The sequence below is a fragment of the Pantoea sp. nfd-35 genome (assembly GCF_056892255.1).
Map to the genome: position 1 here is coordinate 3567810 of NZ_CP122403.1, position 23812 is coordinate 3591621.

The 23812-nt window shown below is 56.3% G+C and carries 22 protein-coding genes; 12 read left to right on the forward strand and 10 right to left on the reverse strand.

Features of this window, described 5'->3' with window-relative positions; all coding sequences use genetic code 11:
• Positions 1-91: 91 nt before the first annotated feature.
• Positions 92-343 (forward strand): hypothetical protein, encoded by a 252-nt coding sequence (locus P9J57_RS16680; RefSeq protein WP_041930705.1) that lies wholly within the window; start codon positions 92-94, stop codon positions 341-343.
• 30 nt (positions 344-373) lie between these two features.
• Here P9J57_RS16680 and erpA read toward each other — a convergent pair whose 3' ends face one another.
• On the reverse strand, positions 374-721 hold the full coding sequence (erpA, locus tag P9J57_RS16685) for an iron-sulfur cluster insertion protein ErpA (protein ID WP_013024674.1): 348 nt from the start codon (positions 719-721) through the stop codon (positions 374-376).
• A gap of 189 nt (positions 722-910) precedes the next feature.
• Between erpA and hemL the strand changes: the two genes are divergently transcribed.
• Entirely contained in the window at positions 911-2191 is a 1281-nt protein-coding gene (hemL, locus tag P9J57_RS16690; RefSeq protein WP_014592952.1) for a glutamate-1-semialdehyde 2,1-aminomutase, read from the forward strand.
• A 32-nt stretch (positions 2192-2223) separates the two neighbouring features.
• On the opposite strand, the gene fhuB is transcribed toward hemL, so the two are convergent.
• The 6 genes from fhuB to hrpB form a co-directional block, all read right to left on the reverse strand.
• Positions 2224-4203, reverse strand: coding sequence for a Fe(3+)-hydroxamate ABC transporter permease FhuB (gene fhuB, locus P9J57_RS16695; protein WP_483279303.1), 1980 nt, complete (start codon positions 4201-4203; stop codon positions 2224-2226).
• Positions 4203-5081 carry a Fe(3+)-hydroxamate ABC transporter substrate-binding protein FhuD gene (gene fhuD, locus P9J57_RS16700; protein WP_029571028.1) on the reverse strand — a complete coding sequence of 293 codons (879 nt, stop codon included), beginning with the start codon at positions 5079-5081 and terminating at the stop codon, positions 4203-4205. The genes fhuB and fhuD overlap by 1 nt, the downstream gene beginning before the upstream one ends.
• A 10-nt stretch (positions 5082-5091) precedes the next feature.
• The gene (gene fhuC / locus P9J57_RS16705) at positions 5092-5886 is read right to left on the reverse strand and encodes a Fe3+-hydroxamate ABC transporter ATP-binding protein FhuC (protein WP_014606558.1); all 795 of its coding nucleotides are present in this window, start codon (positions 5884-5886) and stop codon (positions 5092-5094) included.
• Positions 5887-5925: 39 nt separating this feature from the next.
• Positions 5926-8133 (reverse strand): ferrichrome porin FhuA, encoded by a 2208-nt coding sequence (gene fhuA, locus P9J57_RS16710; RefSeq protein WP_483279304.1) that lies wholly within the window; start codon positions 8131-8133, stop codon positions 5926-5928.
• A 197-nt stretch (positions 8134-8330) separates the two neighbouring features.
• Entirely contained in the window at positions 8331-10859 is a 2529-nt protein-coding gene (gene mrcB / locus P9J57_RS16715) for a bifunctional glycosyl transferase/transpeptidase (protein WP_426144121.1), read from the reverse strand.
• An 83-nt stretch (positions 10860-10942) separates the two neighbouring features.
• Positions 10943-13438: an ATP-dependent helicase HrpB gene (gene hrpB / locus P9J57_RS16720; RefSeq protein WP_028714827.1), complete on the reverse strand. Its 2496-nt coding sequence runs from the start codon at positions 13436-13438 to the stop codon at positions 10943-10945.
• Positions 13439-13474: 36 nt separating this feature from the next.
• Here hrpB and thpR point away from each other — a divergent pair, with 36 nt between their 5' ends.
• The 9 genes from thpR to panD all read left to right on the forward strand — a co-directional run bounded on the left by thpR (position 13475) and on the right by panD (position 20535).
• On the forward strand, positions 13475-14002 hold the full coding sequence (thpR, locus tag P9J57_RS16725) for an RNA 2',3'-cyclic phosphodiesterase (RefSeq protein WP_028714826.1): 528 nt from the start codon (positions 13475-13477) through the stop codon (positions 14000-14002).
• 11 nt (positions 14003-14013) lie between these two features.
• The gene (sfsA, locus tag P9J57_RS16730; RefSeq protein WP_014592945.1) at positions 14014-14718 is read left to right on the forward strand and encodes a DNA/RNA nuclease SfsA; all 705 of its coding nucleotides are present in this window, start codon (positions 14014-14016) and stop codon (positions 14716-14718) included.
• Positions 14719-14967: 249 nt separating this feature from the next.
• Positions 14968-15423 carry an RNA polymerase-binding protein DksA gene (gene dksA / locus P9J57_RS16735; protein WP_006117731.1) on the forward strand — a complete coding sequence of 152 codons (456 nt, stop codon included), beginning with the start codon at positions 14968-14970 and terminating at the stop codon, positions 15421-15423.
• A gap of 70 nt (positions 15424-15493) precedes the next feature.
• Entirely contained in the window at positions 15494-16375 is an 882-nt protein-coding gene (gene gluQRS, locus P9J57_RS16740) for a tRNA glutamyl-Q(34) synthetase GluQRS (protein ID WP_022622248.1), read from the forward strand.
• Between the two features lie 86 nt (positions 16376-16461).
• Positions 16462-17880, forward strand: coding sequence for a polynucleotide adenylyltransferase PcnB (gene pcnB / locus P9J57_RS16745; protein ID WP_206099803.1), 1419 nt, complete (start codon positions 16462-16464; stop codon positions 17878-17880).
• Positions 17877-18362 carry a 2-amino-4-hydroxy-6-hydroxymethyldihydropteridine diphosphokinase gene (gene folK, locus P9J57_RS16750; RefSeq protein WP_013024661.1) on the forward strand — a complete coding sequence of 162 codons (486 nt, stop codon included), beginning with the start codon at positions 17877-17879 and terminating at the stop codon, positions 18360-18362. Before pcnB ends, folK begins: the two co-directional genes overlap by 4 nt.
• 83 nt (positions 18363-18445) lie before the next feature.
• Positions 18446-19240, forward strand: a complete 795-nt coding sequence (panB, locus tag P9J57_RS16755) for a 3-methyl-2-oxobutanoate hydroxymethyltransferase (protein WP_019106435.1) — start codon at positions 18446-18448, stop codon at positions 19238-19240.
• 15 nt (positions 19241-19255) lie between these two features.
• On the forward strand, positions 19256-20110 hold the full coding sequence (gene panC / locus P9J57_RS16760; protein WP_013024659.1) for a pantoate--beta-alanine ligase: 855 nt from the start codon (positions 19256-19258) through the stop codon (positions 20108-20110).
• A 44-nt stretch (positions 20111-20154) separates the two neighbouring features.
• Positions 20155-20535: an aspartate 1-decarboxylase gene (panD, locus tag P9J57_RS16765; RefSeq protein WP_013024658.1), complete on the forward strand. Its 381-nt coding sequence runs from the start codon at positions 20155-20157 to the stop codon at positions 20533-20535.
• Between the two features lie 55 nt (positions 20536-20590).
• Here the strand turns inward: panD and P9J57_RS16770 are convergent, their stop codons facing one another.
• Positions 20591-21361 carry an ABC transporter permease gene (locus P9J57_RS16770; RefSeq protein WP_013024657.1) on the reverse strand — a complete coding sequence of 257 codons (771 nt, stop codon included), beginning with the start codon at positions 21359-21361 and terminating at the stop codon, positions 20591-20593.
• Positions 21358-22284: an ABC transporter ATP-binding protein gene (locus tag P9J57_RS16775; RefSeq protein WP_483279305.1), complete on the reverse strand. Its 927-nt coding sequence runs from the start codon at positions 22282-22284 to the stop codon at positions 21358-21360. Before P9J57_RS16775 ends, P9J57_RS16770 begins: the two co-directional genes overlap by 4 nt.
• A gap of 106 nt (positions 22285-22390) precedes the next feature.
• Between P9J57_RS16775 and can the strand changes: the two genes are divergently transcribed.
• Entirely contained in the window at positions 22391-23056 is a 666-nt protein-coding gene (gene can / locus P9J57_RS16780) for a carbonate dehydratase (RefSeq protein WP_014606563.1), read from the forward strand.
• 69 nt (positions 23057-23125) lie between these two features.
• On the opposite strand, the gene hpt is transcribed toward can, so the two are convergent.
• Positions 23126-23662: a hypoxanthine phosphoribosyltransferase gene (gene hpt, locus P9J57_RS16785; RefSeq protein WP_013024654.1), complete on the reverse strand. Its 537-nt coding sequence runs from the start codon at positions 23660-23662 to the stop codon at positions 23126-23128.
• Between the last annotated feature and the right edge of the window lie 150 nt (positions 23663-23812).

Below are 23812 nucleotides of genomic sequence, written 5' to 3' on the forward strand. Positions count from 1 at the left end.
CTGCCGTTAATTTTAAGTATGAGACACGTGCCACGTATGCCCGATGTCCGTTTTAGCGCTTAGCGCATTCGACTACACCAGGAATTTAAATATGACCAAAGCACCGCTTCTGGCCATAGGGCTTCTGATCGCGCAGCAGGCCTACGCGGGATCGACGACCGGCTCTATTAACGTCAGACTCGTCATCTATTCACGTTGTGAAATTAACCGTTCAATGGGTCAGTCTGTGCCGCAGGTTGAGTGCGGTCGTCAGATAAACGCACAGCCGCGCGTGACACAAACGGTGTTAAAGCGACAGGGAAGCAGCGGGACGAACGATCGTCTGGTGACGGTTGAATGGTAGCCGAGGCCGCCCGCTGAGGCGGCCCGATAATCAGATACTGAATGACGACCCGCAGCCGCAGGTGGTTTTGGCGTTAGGGTTGGTGACGATAAAGCGCGATCCTTCCAGCCCTTCCGTGTAATCCACAGAACCGCCCACCAGATACTGCAGGCTCATGGGATCAACCACCAGCGAGACGCCCTGCTTTTCAATGGTCATGTCGCCGTCGTTCATTTGATCGTCGAATGTAAAACCATACTGAAAGCCGCTGCAACCACCACCAGTGATATACACACGCAGCTTCAGTGCCGGGTTCTCTTCGTCAGCAATCAGATTCTTAACTTTTTTGGCTGCTGCGTCGGTAAACTGCAACGGCAGTGCTACTACTTCATCACTCATGAGTTACTCCGTAAACGTCCGGGTCAGAAAACGACCTCAATATTGCTATTATCTGCCAGCGAACCGGCGCAATCAAGCTTTCAGCTTCGCACTCTGTGCCGGATTCACTTTGATGATTATAGCGGCCTTTCGTCAGCAGCCCCTCTTCCGTAGAATAGCCCGATATTTTATGAACTGCTGGAGCCGAAAATGAGTAAGTCTGAAGAACTGTTCGCCGAAGCACAACGCCTGATCCCCGGCGGTGTGAACTCGCCGGTACGGGCGTTTACCGGTGTGGGTGGCGTTCCGCTGTTCATTGAGCATGCTGACGGTGCATATCTTTATGACGCCGACGGTAAAAAGTACATCGACTATGTTGGGTCATGGGGCCCGATGGTGCTGGGACATAACAATGATGGCATTCGTCAGGCCGTGATTGAGGCTGCCCAGCGCGGCCTGAGCTTCGGGGCACCAACCGAGATGGAAGTCACCATGGCGCAGCTGGTTTGTAAACTGGTTCCCAGCATGGAAATGGTGCGCATGGTGAACTCCGGCACCGAAGCCACCATGAGCGCGATTCGTCTGGCGCGCGGTTTTACCGGTCGCGACAAAATCATCAAGTTTGAAGGGTGCTACCACGGTCATGCCGACCATCTGCTGGTGAAAGCCGGTTCCGGTGCGCTGACGCTGGGGCAGCCTAACTCACCGGGCGTGCCCGCCGATTTTGCCAAGCATACGCTGACCTGTACATATAACGATCTGGATTCGGTGCGCGCGGCGTTTGAACAGTATCCGCAGGCTATCGCCGCCATTATTGTCGAGCCCGTGGCCGGAAACATGAACTGTATTCCGCCCCAACCCGAATTCTTACCCGGCCTGCGCGCGCTCTGTGATGAGTTTGGCGCACTGCTGATTATCGATGAAGTGATGACGGGTTTCCGCGTTGCCCTGGGCGGTGCGCAAGAGTACTACAACGTCAAACCGGATCTCACCTGCCTCGGCAAAATCATCGGTGGCGGTATGCCGGTGGGTGCTTTTGGCGGCCGTCGCGAAGTCATGGAGGCACTGGCACCGACCGGACCGGTTTATCAGGCGGGTACGCTGTCCGGTAACCCTGTCGCTATGGCTGCCGGCTATGCCTGCTTAACCCAGATTGCCCAGCCGGGCATGCATGACAAACTCAATCGTCTGACCTCACAGTTAGCGCAGGGACTGCTCGACGCGGCAAAACAGGAAAATATTCCGGTGGTGGTGAATCAGGTTGGCGGAATGTTTGGCCTGTTCTTTACCGATGCCGACAGCGTCACCTGCTATAAAGATGTGACGCAGTGCGATGTTGAACGCTTCAAGCGCTTTTTCCACCTGATGCTTGAAGAAGGCGTTTACTTTGCGCCGTCCGCCTTTGAAGCCGGCTTTATGTCGCTGGCGCACAGCGCAGAGGACATTCAGCACACTGTCGATGCCGCCCGTCGCTGCTTCGCTAAGCTGTAAAAAATGCAGACCGGCAAACGCCGGTCTTTTTTTTAACGAGCGCGCCGCAATAACCAAATAAAATAGGGTGCCCCTAAAAATGTGGCCATCAATCCCGCCGGAATTTGGTTTGGGAACGCCACCATTCGCCCACACCAGTCAGCTATCATCATTAAACCTGCGCCAAGCACACCCGACAGTAACAGCTGCGGCAACGCGCGACGGAACCCCAGCATGCGCGCCATGTGTGGTGCCATCAGCCCCACGAAGCTCAATGGCCCAATCGTCAGCGTGGCACTGGCCGTTAAGGCCGCGGCCAGCAGCAGCAGCGCCAGCCGCGAGGCGGTGAGCGCCATGCCGGCCGAGCGCGCCGTGGCGCTTCCCAAAGGCAGCAGCGTGAGCCAGCGGCTGGCCAGCGGCGCTAACGACACCAGCACGACTGCACAGCCTGCACTTTGCAGCGCCTGGGTGGCGCTGACGTTATAGGTCGAGCCGGAGATCCAGGTCAGTAAACCCGACATCCGGGGATCGCCACTGGCCATCAACAACATCAGAATGGTGACAAAAGCGCTGTTTAACGCCATCCCGGCCAACAGCATGCGTTCGGGTGAAAACCCGCCACGGCTGGCAACCAGCATAATGATCGCCAGGGTTACCGCTGCGCCCAGCGCACCGGCAGGCAACAGAAACGCCAGCGCATTACCGGGTACCAGGAATAACATCACGACCACACCACAGGCCGCGCCGGAACTGATGCCCAAGACTTCCGGGCTGGCCATCGGGTTACCAGTCAGTCGCTGGATCAGGCTACCGGCTACGCCCAGCATTAAGCCTACCGCCAGGGCCGCCAGCACACGCGGTGCGCGCCACGGAAGCAGCTGCTGTAGCATGTCACCCTGGGTCCAGATCCAGCCTTGAGCGTCCCGTCCAAACGCCAGACAGAGCCAGGCCAGCATGCCTAGCACCACCAGACCGGTCAGGCTCCAGCGCAGAAAATGATGACGTTCAACCGGCACGCTGTCGCCCTGATCCAGTGCGGGGGGAACGGACCCCGTCCGCAGGCGCGGGAGCAGCCAGAGCAGAATCGGCACGCCCAGTAACGCCGTCACCGTGCCGGTGGAAACCTCGCGCCAGTGCGTCGTAAGCCTCAGGACGCAGGCATCCGCCAGCCACAGCAGCAATGCGCCAATCAGCGGAGCCAGCAGCATGCGGCTCAGCAAGCGGCGTCCACCGAGCAGCCTTGCCAGCAGCGGCGCAAACAGGCCGATAAAACCAATGATGCCGGCGACGCTCACCAGCTGTGCGCTCAGCAGTATTGCCAGCGCCAGAATCGCTAACCGGGTGACGGACAGGGCCAGCCCGAGGTTTTTTGCCACGCCATCGTCCAACCCCATGAGCGTCAGCGGCCGCAGAAGCGCCAGTGACAGTATCAGCGCCAGCACCAGGCGCGGCCAGAGCTGGGTAACGCTGTCCCAGCTCATCTGGTTCAGTGTGCCCGTGCTCCACAAGAACATATTTTGCAACTGGTCGTGATTGAAGATGGCGAAGATCTGATTAACCGCCCCGCTGTAGAGACTCAGGACCAGCCCTGCCAGAATCAGGGTAACGGGCGATAAGCGTTTACTCCAGGCCACGCTAAAGACCAGCGCCCCCACCAGCAACGCACCACCTGAGGCGGCAAGCTGCTGGGTGAGTGCTCCGCCCGGCAGGTGCCACAATGTGGCGACGGTGATCCCCAACTGTGCGCCGGATGAAACCCCTAGCGTTCCCGGTTCCGCCAGCGGGTTTCGCAGTACCTGTTGAAACAGCAAGCCCGCTAATCCCAGACCGGCACCCACCAACAGCGCCAGCGCCCAGCGCGGCAGCAAACTGTAGTGAAACACCATCTGCTGGACATTAGCGGTATCCGGTGACCACAAGGCCTGAGTCCACTGCCCCGGAGGCAGGGCCTGCTGAAGGTTTATCGCGGTGAGCGCCAGTGCGAGCAGAAACAGGACGCTCAGCACGGTGACAGGAAAATAACGATGCCGCATCAGACCTTCTCCAGCGCATGTTCCAGCACGCGTATAAAATGCAGGGCCGACAATGTTGCCCCGTAGTACCAGACCGCCGGTACGCGTTGAAAATGACCGCCATGGACAAAAGGCATTGCCTGCCACAGCGGGCTGCGCGACAGCTGCTGCATAACGGCCGCATTGTCGTGGTCGAAGCAGATGGCTTCGACATCGTGAAACGCCGCCAGCCTTTCCAGGCCAATCACTGAACTTCCCCAGAAATTGGTTTCTCCCTGCCAGGCATTCTTCAGGCCAAGCCGTTCCATGACTTCAAGGAATAAGCTGTTCTTACCGAAGGTGATGGCATGGCGGCTGTCAAGCAGTGACATCAGCAAGATAGCGCGTCCGGCATAGGGAGCCAGACGCTGACGGGCTGCGGCGATTTCCGCATCCACGTATTGCAGATGCGCTTCAGCCTGAGCCTCTCGCCCCAGCCTGGCTCCGAGCGCGCGCAGCGAGACACGCGCGCGCGACAAGGGTTTACCGTCGCCGCCGTGCAGGTCAAACCCCATAATGGGCGCAATACGCTGGAGTTTCTCTTTAGGCGGTCCATAGCCGTTTGAACAGAGAATCAGGGAGGGATGCATCTGGGTCATCAGTTCAAGGTTAGGCTCGGTACGCAGCCCAACATCCACCACGCCGGCAGGCAAGGCTGGCTGCCCGACCCAGATATTATAATTATGCACATCGGCGACCCCAAAGGGCTTAACGCCTAACGCCAGCAGCAGTTCGGTGGGTAACCACTCCAGCGCGATGATGCGAGCGGGATCGGGCTGCGCCGCCTGGAGTGAAAAGGGGCTCATCAGTGGCGATAACGCCATCGCCATCATCAGGCGACGGCGGAATAAATCGGGCATTATCCTGTCCTTAACACACAAAGCTCACCGGCGCGCCGCCGCCAGGATGGGGAAAGATCCCCATTGGAATACCATAGATATCCTGCAAAACGTCCGCCTGCATGATGTGCTCCGGGCCGCCTTGCGCGATAAGCCCGCCGCCACGTAATGCCACCAGATGGTCGCAGTAACGGGCCGCCATGTTGATGTCATGCAATACGGTAATGACGGTTAAGCCATGCTCCCGGCTCAGCGTCTGAATCAGGGCCAGCACGTCCACCTGGTGGGCAATGTCCAGTGCGGAAGTGGGTTCATCCAGCAGCAGACAGCGGCTGTTTTGCGCCACCATCATCGCCAGCCAGGCCCGTTGCCGTTCCCCACCCGATAAGCTGTCTACCAGACGAGAGGCAAAAGGCGTTAATCCGACGAGCGAAATCGCCTGCTCAACGCGTGCCCGGTCCTCCTGACTGAAACGTCCCAGCGCCCCATGCCAGGGATAACGCCCGATGGCCACCAGCTCACGCACCGTCATGCCTTCGGCAGCCGGTAACTGCTGCGGTAAATAGGCGACCTCACGGGCAAACACTTTGCTTTTTAAGCTCTCTACAGGCCGACCGTTAAGGAGCACCCGGCCTTCGCTGGCCGCGTGATGCCGTCCCAACATTTTTAACAGCGTGGATTTGCCTGAACCGTTATGACCTATCAGTGCGGTCACTTTGCCTGGTGTAAAAGAGAGAGACAGCGGCTGGAGAAGCGTGCGACCGGGTACACGAAAGCTGGCATTCTCCAATTGGAAGGTCGTTTGTTGATGCTGCGGAAGCTGCATGGTAATCCCTGTAAACGGGCGCCGGAGCGCCCTCATCTATCAGAACCGGAACGTGGCGGTACCTGTAATCTGCCGTTCAGCGCCCCAGTAGCACGCATACTCACGGTAACAACTGGCAACGTAGTCGCGGTTAAACAGGTTGTTAACGTTAACGCCTACCGTTGAGCCAGGCAAACCAAAACGTCCTAAATCATATTTCAGTGCAGCATCGACAGTGGTATAACCCGCCACGCTAAAGTTCTGGTTGACATCAGGACCTGTGCTATACAGCCCCTGACTTTCGCCCACGTAACGGACGCCCGCTCCGACCGTGACGCCTGACAGCGCGGTTTCGTGGAAGGTATAGTCACTCCACAGTGACGCCATGTGTTTGGGCACCTGTACCGGGGTTTTGCCCTGGAGCTGGGTATCTTCCGTATACTCGGCATCGGTATAGGTATAAGAGGCCGTCAGGTTTACGTTGGCGTTTAGCGCCGCTTTGGCTTCCAGTTCCACACCGCGAGAACGGATTTCGCCACTCTGGATGCTGGCAAACGGATGCAATGGGTTGGGATCTGCCGTCAGATTTTTGGTCTTAGTCAGTTCATATACCGCGGCTGTCATGACGATTGGCCGATCTTTCGGTACATATTTCACACCGGCTTCATACTGCTTAGCCCGAGAAGGATCGAACGCGTTCCCCTCATACGTCGAGCCCGCATTAGGAAGGAAGGCTTCGCTGTAGCTGAAGTAAGGTGCGATACCGTTATCGAATACGTAGTTCAGACCGCCGCGCCAGGTAAAGGCCTGATCGTTTTGACGATCGAGATTACCGTTATAGCGGTTGTATACTGACGTCATGGCGTAATCATATCGGCCACCTAACGTCAGAACCCAGCGATCCCACTCCATCTGATCCTGCGCATACAAACCTGTCTGGCGCTGTTTATTTAAGTGCTTGTAGGGTTCAGCATAGGGCGAAGTCGTATCATTGCCATATTGCGGGTTAAACGGATTTAACGCTGTTGCCGTACCGAACTGTGCGTCAATATCATTACGGGTACGCTGGAAATCAACGCCAAGCAATAAGGTATGAGCGAGTTCACCGGTGGCAAATTTAGCCTGTACCTGATTGTCCACAGCAAACTGGTTCAGCTTCTCTTTGGAAAGTGCTGAATTGCGCGTAATCAGCTGCGTGTCCGGATTATAACCAAAGCCGTAAATACTGCGGTAATCCGTGGTTAACTCGTCATAGCGCAGATTCTGACGCACCGTCCAGGTATCATCAAAACGGTGCTCGAAGCTGTAGCCCAGCATTTTGGTGTTGCGTGAGATGCGGTTGCTCTTCTCGCCCTCATCAAAGTTGGTCGGCAGTTTGTACTGGCTGCCATCAGGCCGGGTGATCGGCACAACGGTCCCTTCACGCGGCAGCCAGCCGTAGTAGCCGGTGTCCGGCTCGTTCTGGAAATAGGTCAGCAGATCTAAACGGGTATTTTCATCCGGACGCCAGCTGAATGAAGGGGCGATAGTGTAACGCTTTTGTTTATTGTTCGCCTGTTGGGCATCCTGGCTGCTGGCCTGGCCTGTCAGGCGATAGCTGTATACGCCCGCATCGTCTATGGCACCGCCAAAGTCGAAACCGGTGGAGTAAAGATTATGGTTGCCAATCTGGAACTGGACTTCGCGCAGCGTTTCCTGAGTGGGACGCTTGCTGACTAAAGCGACAACACCGCCGGGATTGCTTTTACCGTACAGCACGGAAACCGGACCGCGCAGCAGTTCAGCCCGCTCCAGAAAATAGGGATCGATAGCGAATTCAGAGTAGTTGTCACCCTGCAGCTTAAGCCCATCAAGATACTGATTGGTGTTGGTTTCGCTAAAGCCGCGAATCGACAGCGCGTCAATGACCGAAGAGCTGCCGCGGTTGCCGGTGAGTACGCCTGGCGTATAGTTAAACGCCTGCTTGACGCTGCTGACGTTGCGCATCTCCATCTCTTCACGCGTGACCACGGAAACCGACTGCGGGTTCTTTTCAATCGGCGTATCCGTTTTGGTACCGGTAGCGCTGCGTTTCGCAGCAACGGTGGCCGCCGGTCCCCACGGATTTTCCTGCCCGACAGCGGCACCACCGTTGGCCGAAACCACCACCGTTTGTTCGGCGAAGGCCAGCGAACTTGCGCCGCCGGAAAGCAGCGCAATCATCAGTGCCAGAGGGCGACGGGTAAATAACCTTTGTGGGAAACCAAAAGTGGTGGTGCGCGCAGTCATGAAGGTGTCTCTCAAATGGGGATGAATAAGCGAATCGAAACGATAATGATTATTATAACGTTTCGATAATATGCGAGATCCAACATTTTCTGCAAGAGGAATTCCCTTCAGTGGCGCTGTTTGTCGCTCGATTCCTTCATCATCAGCAGGCACAAAAAAAGGCACCGGAGTGCCTTTTTTTAACCGCTTTTAGCCGGTTATTTACCAAACATATCTTTTATCCAGCCCGCAACGCCATTACTGTCTTTCTGTTCCTGTTGTTGCTGCTGTTGCAATTGTTGCTGCTGTTGCTGTTGTTGTTGCTGCTGCATTTGCTGCTGCTGAACCTGCTGCTGCTGCTGTTGACACAGCGCGTTGGGATCCAGCGCCCAAACCGGTAGCGAACGCCAGGTGCTGCTGCCCGAGCCACAAACAAAGTTGCCTGCCGAATCTATATTCATCATCGTAACATCTTCAGGCGGCGTCAGCTGCAACGGCATGGGTGCCTGGTTATCAAGATAGCGACGATAGATCTGCATGGCGCCGCTGGCACCGTACAGTTTGGTGGGCTGGTTGTTATCACGCCCTACCCAGGTTATCGCTACTTCTTTACCGTCGATGCCCGCAAACCAGCTGTCGATCAGGTCGTTTGTGGTGCCTGTTTTACCTGCCAGATGCGCATTCGGGAAACGCGCGCCCAGGGCGCGCGCTGTACCGTGATCGGCAACCTGCTGCATCGTGTAGAGCGTTAAATAGGCCGCCTGCGCCGGTTCAACCCGCTGGGCCTGTGGGAAGCTCTGGTACAGTACGGTTCCGTCTTCCGCAATGACGGAGCGCACTGCAGACAGATCGGCACGATTCCCTCCGCTGGCAATCGACTGGAACGCCTGGGCAACTTCAACCGGCGTCAGGTTGAGTGCGCCCAGCAGCATAGCCGGCACCGGGTTGAGCTGATCTTTTGGCACGCCCAGTTTGGTCCAGGTATCCACCACTGCATTGAGCCCCAGCGTCATGCCCAGGTTCACCGTTGGCACGTTCATAGAGTTGGTTAACGCGTCCACCAGCATAACTTTGCCACTGAAGCGGCGGTCGTCATTCATGGGTTTCCAGACGCTGCCGTTGGGCTGTTTCAGCGCAATAGGTTCGTCGGCGATCCATGTATTCAGCCGGTACGTATTCGGCTGGCTCAGTGCGGTAAGATACGTCGCGGGTTTCGCCAGAGAACCAATTGAACGGCGAGCCTGTAACGCACGGTTATAGCCTGCAAACTGCGGATCGGCGCCGCCGACCATCGCGCGAACTTCACCCGTGAAGCGGTCAACGACCACCATTGCGGTTTCCAGATCTTTCAAACCGCGCTGCTTTTTCAGGGTGGGAATACCGTCGATCACCGCTTTTTCAGCGGCATCCTGTGAGACCGGATCTAACGTGGTGAAAATTTTCACACCCGACAGATCTTTGACCTTGTCGCCCAGCTTCGCCTGCAGCTCATTGCGTACCATTTGCATAAAGGCAGGCTGAGGCGTGATCACACCGCCTTTCGGTTGCACGCCTAACGGACGGGCTGACAGCATGTCATACAGTTCCTGGTCGATGACTTTCTGCTGCTGCAGTAAGCGCAGAACCAGATTGCGTCGTTCCAGCGCCAGCTTCGGGTTACGCCATGGATTATAGAGCGAAGCGCCTTTTACCATGCCAACCAGCATTGCCTGCTGATCGAGGCTCAGTTCATCTACCGGTCGGCCAAAGTAGTAAAGGCTGGCCAGGGGGAAACCACGAATCTGATCGTTACCTGCCTGGCCGAGGTACACCTCGTTAAGGTAAAGCTCCAGAATGCGATCTTTACTGTAACGGGCGTCCATGATCACGGCCATATAGGCTTCACGCGCTTTACGCCACAGTGAACGCTCGTTGGTCAGGAACAGGTTTTTTACCAGCTGCTGAGTCAGCGTGCTGCCGCCCTGCACCGCTTTACCTGCCGTAATATTCGCGACGAAGGCACGACCGATAGAATAGGGGCTGATACCGTCATGCTCGTAAAAATGGCGATCTTCGGTGGCAATCAGCGTATCAACCAGCAGATCCGGGAAACCCGCACGGGGCACAAACAGGCGTTGTTCACCGTTGGGTGACTGCAGCATGGTAATCAGACGTGGATCAAGACGGAAGAAACCAAAATCACGTCCGGTTTCAACGTTTTTAATCTCGCTGAGTTCATCTTTGCTAAAGGTCATACGGGCATGGATCTGCCCCTCTTTGCTGTCCGGAAAATCAAACGGACGGCGCAACAGTTCAATGGTGTTGCCCTTGACCGAGAACTCACCCGGGCGCGTAATACGTGAAACTTCACGGTATTGCGTGCCTTCAAGCAGCGCGATCATTTCACTTTTGTTGTAGGCCATGCCAGGTTCAAGGCTGACCATACGACCATATACGGCGGCGGGCAGCTGCCAGACTTTCCCGTCTATACGGCTGCGAATTTCCGAGTCGAGGTATACGCCCCACGCGGCCATTACCACCACAAATACCAGGAACAGCTTAATTAACCATCCCAGCCAACGGCGTTTGCCGCGCGGCGGTTTTCCACCTTTACCTTTACGTGGCACCGGCGCTTCCTCCTCGTAGTCATCATCAAAATCGTCCTGAGCATCGTCATCGATGTCTCTGCGCCGCCCACGGCGGGCGCTGCTGCGCGGTGGCAGCGGTTTTCCTTTGCGCCCAATAGGTTCGCGATCGTTCCCAGACATGCGTTTTATTCTCCAGGCATAGCTTACGGCTGCGCCGCTACTCTAACTGCTTTCTTCACTGTCGCATGGCAGAACCCTCTGAATTAACCTGAGGTTCCGCCCTGTGACGTATTCTTTTTTGTCCGCCTTGTCGGCAAGGCAGAGGCAGGATCGTCAGGCCAGGGATGTTTGGGATAACGCCCTTTCATCTCTTTTTGCACGTCCGCATAGGCACCCCGCCAGAAGGCCGCAAGATCGCGGGTGATCTGTAAAGGGCGCTGGGCGGGCGATAACAGCTCCAGTACCAGTGGAACCCGCCCTTCTGCCACGGTCGGATTGCTGGCTTCGCCAAACATTTCCTGGATGCGTACCGCCAGTGCAGGCGGTTTATCCGCATCATAGCGGATGGGCAGCCGACTTCCGGTGGGCACAGTGTAATGAGTTGGCAGCACAGTATCCAGCCGCTGACGTTGTGACCATGTGAGCAAATGTAAGAGCGCGCTGACAAGGTTCACGGACTGTAAACTCTTCAGGTCGCGCACTCCGCTCATCTCAGGCAGAAGCCAGTGTTCGAGCGACTCAAGCAGGCTGGCGTCATCAACCTGAGGCCATGGCTCCTCGGGTAACCATTGGGCCGCACACTGAATGCGCAGGCGCAACTGCCCGGACGCCGGCGTCCAGCCCAACACCGAGAGTCCTTTTTTACTGATCCACCGTAGCATGGCCGCCTGCAGTACTTCTGCATCGGGCCGGGCAAGCGGTTGGGTTTTCAGGACCAGTTCGCCAATCTGCTCACGCCGCAACGTGCGCAGTGTGCCTTTCTCCTCATCCCATTCCACCTCGGTACGCTGTTCAACGAGCAGCGGACACTGTTGCGTCAAGGTATCAATATCGACGGGCATGGCCAGCAGGATGCGCGCGTCCGGCGCGCTGCTGCCTTGTAACAATGTGGGCGCGATTAACCATTCGTAACGCGTCAGTGCCTGTTGTTCGTCCAGCATCGCGCCCAGTCCGTTAGCGAGCTGATACCGGCCGCTGTTATCACGACGTCGTGCCAGGCGGTCGCTGAATCCAGCAGTCAGCAGCGCGGCAAACCGGTCTTCGTCCACCCGGCCACCCAGGACGCCGATGCGTTTTTGCCAGTGCTGTGCGCGGCGTTGCCACTGAGGCGATGGACGATAAAGCGCGTCACGTAAATCGACGCTGGCGCTGCGAGGAGGATCTTCCAGAATGGCCACCAGCAAGGCCGCGCTGGCAACGGCATCAGCGTCGCCGCCTGCCGCACATAACATCGCGCTAAGACGGGCGTCGCTGCCCAACTGCGCCATTCGTCGTCCCTGGGCATTAAGATGGCCCTGATCGTCCAGCGCCCCCAGCCGCAACAGCTGCTGCCGGGCCGCACGCAAATGCTTTTCCGGCGGCAGATCGATCCACTGTAGCTGATCGATACGGGTACATCCCCACTGCAGCAGCTCCAGCCACAGCGAGGTGAGATCGCTGTGCAAAATTTCCGCTTCGCTCTGCGCAGGCGCGCGTGAGGCCTGTTCCTGCGCTACCAGATGCAGGCAAATACCGGGCATGACACGTCCGGCTCGTCCGGCGCGCTGCGTCATGGAGGCCTGACTGACGCGCTGGGTCTGCAGCCGCGTCACACCGCTGCGGGCATCAAACAGCGCGCTTCGTTCCTGCGCGCTGTCCACCACCAGGCGAATGCCTTCAATTGTCAGGCTGGTTTCGGCGATGTTGGTCGCCAGCACCACTTTGCGGCGTCCGCTGGCGGCAGGCAGGATGGCCCGTTGCTGGGCCGCAAGGGGAAGTGCGCCATACAGCGGAGTCAGATCCACATCAGCGTCAACGCGCGCTTCCAGCTCTCGCTTTACCCGCTCGATTTCCGCAACGCCAGGCAGAAACAACAGCAGTGAGCCCGTTTCCTCTCGCAGCAACTGCGCGACTTCGCGCGCCACCGCCTCTTCAAACCGCAGAGTCTGGCTCAGCGCCGTGTAGCGGCGTTCAACCGGGTAGCTCCGCCCTTCCGAGGTAATGAGAGGGGCATTCGGTAACAAGGCTGCCAGCCTGGCGTTATCGAGCGTCGCCGACATCAGCAGGATTTTCAAATCTTCACGCAACCCCTGCTGCACGTCCAGCAGCAGCGCCAGCGCCAGATCGGCCTGGAGGCTGCGCTCATGAAACTCATCCAGGATAACCAATGATACGCCGTCCAGCATGGGATCCTGCTGCAGCATTCGGGTCAGAATGCCTTCGGTCACCACTTCAAGCCGGGTCATCGGCCCTGCGCAGCTTTCGCCACGCATACGGTAGCCTACGGTCGCGCCGGGTTGTTCACCCAACTGTTCTGCCAGCCGTTGCGCCACATTACGTGCGGCAAGGCGACGCGGCTCCAGCATAATGATGCGTCCCGCTATCGCCTGATGCTGTAAAAGCTGAAGCGGCAACCAGGTGGATTTACCTGCGCCAGTGGGCGCGGCCAGCAGGATGTTTGAGGCGTCGTTAAGCGCGCTCAGAAGGTCAGGCAACACCGCGCTGACGGGTAGATCACTCACCGCAAACTCCACGAATGGCTGTGTTAAGATGGCGCGCATTGTAGCACTCATCCGTGAGGATTGCCGGAGACCGCCATGGCGTCACAACGCTTATTTTTTGCTATTACCCCGCCAGAGGCGCTGCAACAGCAACTGGTGCACTGGCGGGCACACACGTTTAGTGAGGATGCTGGCCGCCCGATTGCAGCCGCCAACCTCCACCTGACGCTGGCTTTTCTGGGGGATGTCTCCCCTGAAACCTCAACCCAGTTGCAGACGCTGGCGTCGCGTATCCGCCAGCCCGCGTTTGACGTCGCATTAGACGATGCGGGCCACTGGCCTCGTCCCGGCGTGGTGTGGCTGGGTTGCCAGCGTCCGTCGCGCGGCTTGTTACAGTTAGCAAGCCTGCTGCGCGCCCAGGCCGCGCGACACGGCTGCGGGCAACCGGCCCAGCCCTTTCATCCCCACGTGACGCTGCTGCGTGCGGCGACGCAGCCCGTCGCCCTGCCCCCTCGCGGCTTTCACTGGCAATTTTCAGCCAGCGAATTTTCCCTTTTCGCCTCCGAGTACGTGCAAGGCCGGACCCGCTACCGCACGCTGGCCAGTTGGCCCTTACTGCCTTAATCAGGAGCCTTATGCTTTTTTCCCCCGTTCTCAAATCTGCGCGACTGGTTACCCGCTATAAGCGTTTTCTGGCCGATGTCGTGACGCCTGAAGGCGAGACGCTGACAATACATTGCGCCAATACCGGCGCAATGACCGGCTGTGCAACCCCGGGCGACACCGTTTGGTATTCAACCTCTGACAGCCTGACGCGCAAATATCCGCATAGCTGGGAGATGACCGAGACGCAGCAGGGCCACTGGATCTGCGTGAATACCCTGCGCGCTAACCAACTGGTACGTGAGGCGCTAAGCAAAAACCAGATTTTACCACTGGCGGGCTACGAGGAATGTCAGGCCGAAGTCAAATATGGCACTGAAAAAAGCCGAATTGATTTCCTGCTCAAGGCACAGGATCGACCTGAGTGCTATATTGAGGTGAAATCCGTGACGCTTTTACAGGAAGGTAAAGGCTATTTTCCGGATGCGGTGACGATTCGAGGACAGAAACACCTGCGCGAGCTGAGTCAGGCTGTGGCAGAGGGTCATCGGGCCGTTTTGTTGTTTGCCGTTCTGCACTCGGGGATTGAGGACGTTTCCCCGGCGCGTCACATTGATGCCGCTTACGCAGAGCAACTGGTACAGGCGCAGCTGAGTGGCGTGGAGATTTTGGCTTATCGGGCAGAACTGTCATCCGCGGGGATGTTATTAACGACGCCGGTTGACGTAACATTGTAATATCACTGGCATCCTTCTGTGATATGACTACCTTCTGTCAGGGGTCAACTACGCTGTTCCTCACAGGCTTGTCAAGATGCGATCAGGAATAATTGCCAACCTTGACTGCTTCTGTTATTTATAGCGGCCTGTTTTTTCCCCGTTGGGGGATCGATGTACCCAGGAGAGGGTCATAAACACGGTCAGCGTGAATGCGCTTACCGATGGCTATCGAAGGGTATAGTGCGTGTTATCCAGGAGAGAAACAACATGCAAGAAGGGCAAAACCGTAAAACATCGTCCCTGAGTATTCTCGCCATCGCTGGGGTGGAGCCTTATCAGGAGAAGCCGGGCGAAGAGTATATGAATGACGCGCAACTGGACCATTTTCGCAAGATTCTGGAAGCCTGGCGCAATCAATTGCGGGACGAAGTCGATCGCACCGTTACACATATGCAGGATGAAGCTGCTAACTTCCCTGACCCGGTTGACCGTGCCGCTCAGGAAGAAGAGTTCAGCCTGGAACTGCGTAACCGCGACCGCGAGCGTAAGTTAATTAAAAAGATCGAGAAAACGCTGAAGAAAGTCGAAGATGATGACTTTGGCTATTGCGATTCCTGTGGCGTAGAGATCGGTATCCGCCGTCTTGAAGCGCGTCCTACCGCCGATCTGTGTATCGACTGTAAGACACTGGCAGAAATTCGTGAGAAGCAAATGGCGGGTTAATGTTGCCGTCTGACTGCAGCCACACGGCGGAAGAAGTCCCACTTTTTCCGCCGTGTGATTCATAACGCCTATGTCATACTCATCCTGCGTTGGGCGCTTCGCGCCATCTCCCTCTGGCGAACTCCATTTCGGCTCCCTGATTGCTGCGTTAGGCAGTTACCTGAGCGCACGTTCACAGCACGGCCGCTGGCTGGTTCGTATTGAAGATATCGATCCGCCGCGCGAAGTCGCCGGTGCCGCAACGCGTATTCTGCAACAGCTGGAGCATTACGGCCTGTTCTGGGATGGCGAGGTGATGTGGCAATCCCAGAGACACAACGCTTATCGCGATGCACTGCACTGGTTAAGAGCGCACCGTCAAAGTTATTTCTGCACCTGTACCCGAAGCCGCATTCAGCAAGCCGGTGGCTTTTATGATGGTCACTGTCGGGATCGTCAACGCGGTCCCGAAGGTGCGGCCCTGCGCCTGCGCCAGCATGCGCCTGTTTATGGTTTTCAGGATCGGCTCAGAGGCGAGATCATTGCCGATCGGCGGCTGGCTGAGGAAGATTTTATCATTCATCGTCGTGATGGGCTGTTTGCTTACAATCTGGCTGTCGTCGTGGACGATCATCATCAGGGCATCACGGAAATTGTGCGCGGTGCAGACTTAATTGAGCCTACGGTACGGCAGATTGCCCTTTACCAGCAATTTGGCTGGACGCTGCCGGACTATTTGCATTTGCCGCTGGCAACGACGGCCGATGGTCACAAACTTTCTAAGCAAAATCATGCGCCCGCGTTACCGGAAGGGGATACGCGGCCGAGCCTGGTGCAGGCTTTACGCTTTCTGGGGCAGCCTGTCGCCGAAGGCTGGATGGACAAAACGCAGGAGAAACTGCTGTCTGACGCCGTGAAGCAGTGGAATATCGCTTTGATACCTCACGATAACGCCCTGATAACGGATGCATAGACAACAGCATTCTCAAATGATTCACAACAGGCTATGATTAGCCGCTGATTTTACCTACACCCTAATTGTCACTGTCGAGGTGTCCCATTTTTACCCGAGTCGCTAATTTTTGCCGGAAAGTCCTGAAGCGTGATGACGAGGAAGCACCAGCAGAGGTTGAACCTGAGAGTCATATGACCATCATTCCTCGTGAAAGCCACACCATCTCACGTAAAGACATCAGCGAAAATGCCCTCAAGGTGCTGTATCGTCTGAATAAAGCCGGTTATGAAGCCTATCTTGTTGGCGGCGGCGTGCGCGATTTGCTGCTGGGACAGAAGCCTAAAGACTTCGACGTGACCACAAACGCCACGCCGGAGCAGATGCGTAAACTGTTCCGCAACTGCCGTCTGGTTGGCCGCCGCTTCCGTCTGGCGCACGTGATGTTTGGGCCGGAAGTGATCGAAGTGGCGACATTCCGCGGTCATCATCAGATTGAAGAGACCAGCGACGATCATAACAATTCTCAGCGTGCCCAGAGCGGTATGCTGCTGCGCGACAATATTTTCGGCAGCATCGAAGATGATGCTCAGCGTCGCGATCTGACGATCAACAGCCTCTATTACAGCGTGGCCGATTTTTCGGTGCGGGATTATGTCGGTGGTCTGAACGATCTGCAGCAAGGCATTATTCGCTTGATTGGCGATCCCGAAACCCGTTATCGCGAAGATCCTGTGCGCATGCTGCGCGTTGCGCGTTTCGCTGCCAAATTAAATATGCGTATTGCGCCTGAAACGGCTGAGCCGATTCCCCGTCTGGCGTCGTTACTTCGTGACGTGCCCGCCGCGCGTCTGTTTGAAGAGTCGCTAAAACTGCTGCAGGCCGGCTATGGTTACAGTACCTGGCTTAAGCTGTGTGAATACCAGTTATTTCAGCCGCTGTTCCCTACGCTGGCCCGTAACTTTACCGAGAACGGCGACAGCCACATGGAGCGCATGCTGGCCCAGGTGCTGAAGAACACGGATAACCGTATTCAAAATGATATGCGGGTTAATCCGGCCTTCCTGTTCGCCGCGATGTTCTGGTATCCACAGCTCGAAGCGGCTGAACGCATTGCGCAGGAAAGTGGCCTGACCTATTACGATGCCTTTGCCCTGGCCATGAACGATACGCTGGACGAAGCCTGCCGTGCGTTAGCCATTCCCAAGCGCATCACATCGTTGATTCGCGACATCTGGCAGCTGCAGCTACGCATGTCTCGTCGCCACGGTAAGCGGGCCTGGAAGCTGATGGAGCATCCTAAGTTCCGTGCTGCTTACGACCTGCTCTCGCTGCGAGCGGAGGTAGAAAACAATCCGGAACTGCTGCGCCTGAGTAAGTGGTGGGGAGAGTTCCAGGTTGCCGCGCCGCCACAGCAGAAAACGATGCTGAATACCCTGGGAGACGATCCGGCCCCGCGCAGCCGCACGCGCCGCCCTCGTCGCCGTTCAACGGCTCCGCGTCGTGATAACAACAACGCCTCATGACCCGGGTTTATCTGGCATTAGGCAGTAACCTTGCCGATCCGCTGCATCAGATTGATGCAGCGCTCTCAGCCCTGGACGCTCTCCCTGAGACTCAACGCGTAGCTACCTCCCCCTTTTACCGCACGCCGCCCTATGGCCCACCCGACCAGCCGGACTACCTTAATGCAGCGGTAGCGCTTGAAACCACGCTCACTGCCGAGGCGCTCCTGGATCAAACCCAGCGAATTGAACGGGAACATGGCCGCGTTCGCAAAGCCGAGCGCTGGGGCCCGCGCACGCTGGATATTGATATCATGCTGTTTGGTACAGCCAGCCTCAACAGCGATCGGCTGATCGTGCCGCATTACGACCTGCTTAATCGCGCATTTATGCTGGTACCGCTGCTGGCGATTGCGCCCAATCTGCACCTGCCTGATGGCCGCCCGCTTCAGCCGCTTCTGGCCAGACTTGACTGCTCCAGCATCCGTCCCTGGCACAGCTGATCATCTATTCACTCGTCACAGATTCCGCTCAGCAACGCGATACAGTAAAATGCGTCCATCTGAATTTCTGAGTTGAGAGCGCCATGAAACCCACCACCATTTCTCATTTGCGTCAGTGGAAAGAAAGCGGCAAAAAATTCGCGACCCTGACCGCCTACGAGTTTAGTTTCGCCCGGCTGTTTGCCGATGAGGGCATTCAGGTGCTACTGGTAGGCGACTCGCTGGGAATGACCGTACAGGGCCATGATTCGACGTTGCCTGTAACGGTAAGCGATATCGCCTACCATACCGCAGCGGTGCGTCGGGGTGCGCCTCAGTCGCTCTTACTGGCTGATCTGCCCTTCATGAGTTATGCCACGCCAGAGCAAACCTTTAATAACGCAGCGCAGCTCATGCGAGCCGGGGCCAATATGGTGAAGCTGGAAGGCGGCGCATGGCTGGCAGAGAGCGTACGCATGCTGACGGAGCGCGCCGTGCCGGTATGTGGCCATCTGGGATTAACGCCGCAGTCTGTGAATATTTTTGGCGGTTATAAAGTACAGGGGCGCGATGAAGCAGGCGCGGAGCAGCTTCTGGCTGATGCGCTGGCTATCGAAGCGGCGGGGGCTCAGCTGCTGGTGCTGGAATGTGTCCCTGTTGCGCTGGCGCAGCGCGTGACCCAGGCGCTGGCGATTCCGGTGATTGGTATCGGCGCAGGTAACGTTACCGACGGTCAGATACTGGTCATGCATGACGCCCTGGGGATCACCGGCGGGCACGTGCCCAAATTTGCGAAAAACTTTCTGGCTGAGACCGGCGACATCCGGGCGGCCATCCGCCGCTATATTGCTGAAGTTGAAGCAGGAAGCTATCCCGCTGTTGAACACAGTTTCCAGTAATTCAGGAGAATTGCCGTGCTGATCATCGACACTCTGCCTATGTTGCGACGTGACGTTCGTCGCTGGCGCGAGCAAGGTAAACGTATCGCGCTGGTGCCGACAATGGGCAACCTGCACGAAGGGCATTTAACGCTGGTCGACGAGGCGCGTGAACGGGGTGATATCGTTATCGTGTCCATTTTCGTCAACCCCATGCAGTTTGATCGTCCTGACGATTTGGCTCGCTATCCGCGTACGCTCCAGGAGGATTGCGAGAAGCTCAACCGTCACGGCGTCGATGTCGTGTTTGCTCCCTCACCTGCCGAGGTTTATCCCCAGGGGCTGGCCAATCAGACGTTCGTAGAGGTCCCGGTGTTGTCATCGCTGCTGGAAGGCGCGAGCCGTCCCGGCCATTTTCGCGGCGTCGCGACCATCGTCAGCAAGTTGTTTAATCTGGTTCAGCCCGATATTGCCTGCTTCGGCGAGAAAGATTTTCAGCAGTTAGCCATCATTCGTAAAATGGTGGCGGATATGGGGTTCGACATTGAGATTGTCGGTGTGCCCACCGTCCGTGCCAAAGATGGCCTGGCGCTCAGCTCACGCAACGGCTATCTCACTGACGATGAACGCAAGCTGGCCCCCGGTTTGAGTCAGGTAATGAATGAAATGGCCGCTCGACTGGCTAATGGCGAGCGGCAGATTGACGATATTATTGATGCCGCGAATCTGTCGCTGCAGGAAAAAGGATTGCGGCCGGATGGCCTGGCAATCTGCGATGCAGAAACGCTAGCCCCTCTGACGGTGGACAGTCAGCGTGCCGTGGTTTTAATGGCGGCCTGGCTGGGGAACGCACGGCTGATCGATAATCAACAGGTCGACCTCACGCAGTAAAGGCTGCAGGTCGTATTTTTGGCTGTATAACAAGGTTTCTGACTATGATTCGCACGGTTTTACAAGGCAAATTGCATCGCGTGAAGGTGACGCAGGCAGACCTCAACTATGAAGGCTCCTGCGCCATCGATCAGGATTTCCTTGATGCTTCTGGCATCCTGCAATACGAAGCCATCGATATTTACAACGTGACCAACGGTCAGCGTTTCTCTACCTATGCTATCGCCGCCGAACGAGGTTCAAAAATCATTTCGGTCAACGGCGCAGCGGCGCGCTGTGCCTGTGAAGGCGATATCCTGATTATCTGCTCCTATGTGCAGGTTGAAGATGCAGAAGCCCGTCAGTGGAAGCCCAACGTGGCCTACTTTGAAGGGGATAATCAGATGAAGCGCCTGGCGAAAGCCTTGCCGGTACAGTTGGCGTAAGCCCGGCCCACATAAAAAAGCAGCGATATCGCTGCTTTTTTTGTCCGTCATGGCATCAGGTACGCAATCCGCGCCCGCGCTGAATCAGGAAGTAGACCGCGATATAGAACACCACGATAAAGGCAATCAGTACCGATAAGGTCAGCGCCAGCGGAACATCGTGGATGCCGAGGAAACCAAAGCGGAAGCCGCTTATCATGTACACCACCGGGTTCAGCTTTGAAATGGCTTGCCACACGGGCGGTAACAGCGTCAGCGAATAAAACACGCCGCCCAGGTAAGTTAATGGCGTCAGTACAAAGGTCGGTATCAGGCTGATATCGTCAAAGGTACGGGCAAACACCGCGTTAATCAGGCCGGCCAGCGAAAACAGCACGGCAGTGAGCAGCAGCGTGACGGCAACCATCATCCATGAATGAACATGGAAAGGGACAAAAAACAGCGACACCGCCGTAACCAGCACACCGACACAAACGCCGCGTGCCACACCGCCACCGACATAGCCCGCAATGATGATGTGCGTCGGCACCGGTGCCACCAGCAGCTCTTCGATATTGCGCTGAAACTTGGCGCTAAAAAACGAGGAAGCCACGTTGGCATAGGCGTTGGTGATCACCGACATCATAATCAGGCCAGGCACAATAAACTGCATGTAGCTGAACCCATTCATATCGCCGATACGCGCACCAATAAGGTTGCCGAAGATAATAAAATACAGCGTCATGGTGATAACGGGTGGCACCAGCGTCTGAATCCAGATACGGGCGAAGCGGTTCACCTCCCTGGCCCAGATGCTCTTTAACGCCACCCAGTACAAATGTGTCATGCTTTAGCTCCTGTTTTTCCTTGCGTCAGGCCGACGAACAGCTCTTCCAGACGATTCGCTTTGTTGCGCATACTCAGTACCTGCACGCCCTGAGCGCTGAGCTGGCTAAATACACTGTTCATCCCCTGCTCACGTAGGACTTCGACCTCCAGCGTCGATGTATCGACCAGGCGATACTGGAAACCTTCCAGCGACGGCAGCGGACTGCGCGCGGCCAGATCCAGGATAAAGGTTTCCGATTTCAGCTTTGACAGCAGAGATTTCATTGAGGTGTTTTCTACCAGCTCGCCATTTTGAATAATGCCGATGTTGCGGCACAGCATTTCTGCCTCTTCAAGATAGTGAGTGGTCAGAATGATAGTGGTGCCCTGCGCGTTCAGATCTTTCAAAAACACCCACATCGAGCGGCGCAGTTCAATATCGACCCCGGCGGTAGGTTCATCCAGAATCAGCAGCTTGGGCGCATGCATCAGGGCGCGGGCGATCATCAAACGACGTTTCATGCCACCGGACAACATCCGCGCGCGCTCGTTGCGTTTTTCCCACAGGTCGAGTTGCTTCAGGTGCTTTTCCGCACGTTGCAGGGCTTCACGACGCTCAACGCCATAGTAACCGGCCTGATTCACTACGATCTGCATGACCGTTTCAAACGGGTTAAAGTTAAACTCCTGTGGGACAAGGCCCAACTGGCGTTTGGCGTTCACTACGTCTTTTTCCAGATCGTAGCCAAAAACCCTGACGCTGCCCTCAGACTTATTCACCAGCGAACTGATAATGCCGATAGTGGTCGATTTACCAGCGCCGTTAGGCCCTAAAAGCGCATAAAAATCACCGGCTTCGACGTTCAGATCGATGCCCTTGAGCGCCTGTACGCCGCCGGGATAGGTCTTGGTCAGCCGGGAAAGTTCCAGTGCATAGGTCATTCTGAATACATACCCTGTTGTATGGCATTGTAATGCCGTTTGAATTTAGGAAGCCTTCGCCTATAGTACGCGCACGCAAATGCGCAGTAACAGGTTGCTTAACGCCATGACAGATATTGATACCCTGATCAGTAATAACCGCGAATGGTCCACATTACTGGTCAAAGAAGATCCCGGCTTTTTTGAGCGACTGGCTCAGGCGCAAAAACCGCGTTTCCTCTGGATTGGCTGTTCAGACAGCCGCGTGCCCGCCGAACGCCTTACCGGCCTTGAGCCCGGCGAACTGTTTGTTCATCGCAACGTCGCCAACCTGGTCATTCATACCGACCTCAACTGCCTTTCTGTGGTGCAGTACGCGGTAGAGGTGTTAGAAGTTGAACATATCATCGTGTGCGGCCACTATGGCTGCGGTGGTGTTCAGGCCGCTATGGATAACCCGGAGCTGGGTCTCATAGATAACTGGCTGCTGCACATTCGCGATCTCTGGTACAAGCATAGCGTGTTACTGGGGGAACTCCCGCCGGATAAACGCCTGGATAAACTTTGCGAAATCAACGTTGTTGAGCAGGTTTATAATCTTGGGCATTCCACGATTCTGCAATCCGCCTGGAAACGTGGACGCAAAGTGTCGCTCCATGGCTGGGTTTACGGTATCCAGGATGGCTGCCTGCGCAATCTTGATGTGACGGCAAGCAGCCGGGAGAACCTTGAACAACGCTATCGTCACGGCATGGCTAATCTGTTAGTTAAGGGCGATTTTCAGCGCCAGTAACGCTGTTGCGCGACAAGCCTACACGAAACGACGGGCTCAGGCCTTGGAAGAATGTGCGGTCAACGGCATTCAGTCTTCGAGCGGCACCACTTTGCCGATGTAAGGCAGGTGGCGATAATGTTGCGCATAATCAATACCAAAGCCCACCACAAACTCATCGGGAATAGAAAAGCCGACGTATTCAACGTTGACGTTGACTTCCCGACGTTCAGGCTTATCCAGCAGCGTACAAATCGCCAGGGATTTTGGCTCACGCAAGCGCAGGATTTCACGCACTTTCGAAAGCGTGTTACCGGAGTCGATAATGTCTTCGACAATTAAAACATCTTTGCCGCGAATATCTTCATCCAGGTCTTTCAGGATTTTCACATCCCGGGTCGTGGACATACCGCTGCCGTAACTGGATGCGGTCATAAAATCCACTTCGTGCGGGACATCAATGACGCGGCATAAATCAGCCATAAACATAAATGAGCCACGAAGTAGCCCCACCAGCACCATATCACTGCCGCTGTCGCGGTAATGGTCGGTGATTTCTTTGCCCAGTTCAGCGATGCGCGCGGCGATTGCCTGTTCAGGGATCATTACGTCAACAGTATGTTTCATTGCCTTTTGCCCGGTAGCTCACAAAGCCACGCAGTCTATCATAGTAGAAAGGCGTACTGATGCCGCGCGGAAAAAGCAAACGTTTACGTGTAGTAAAAATCTTCACCTGTCGTCTGGCAGTTGCACACTCAGCATTACCTTAGAACAACA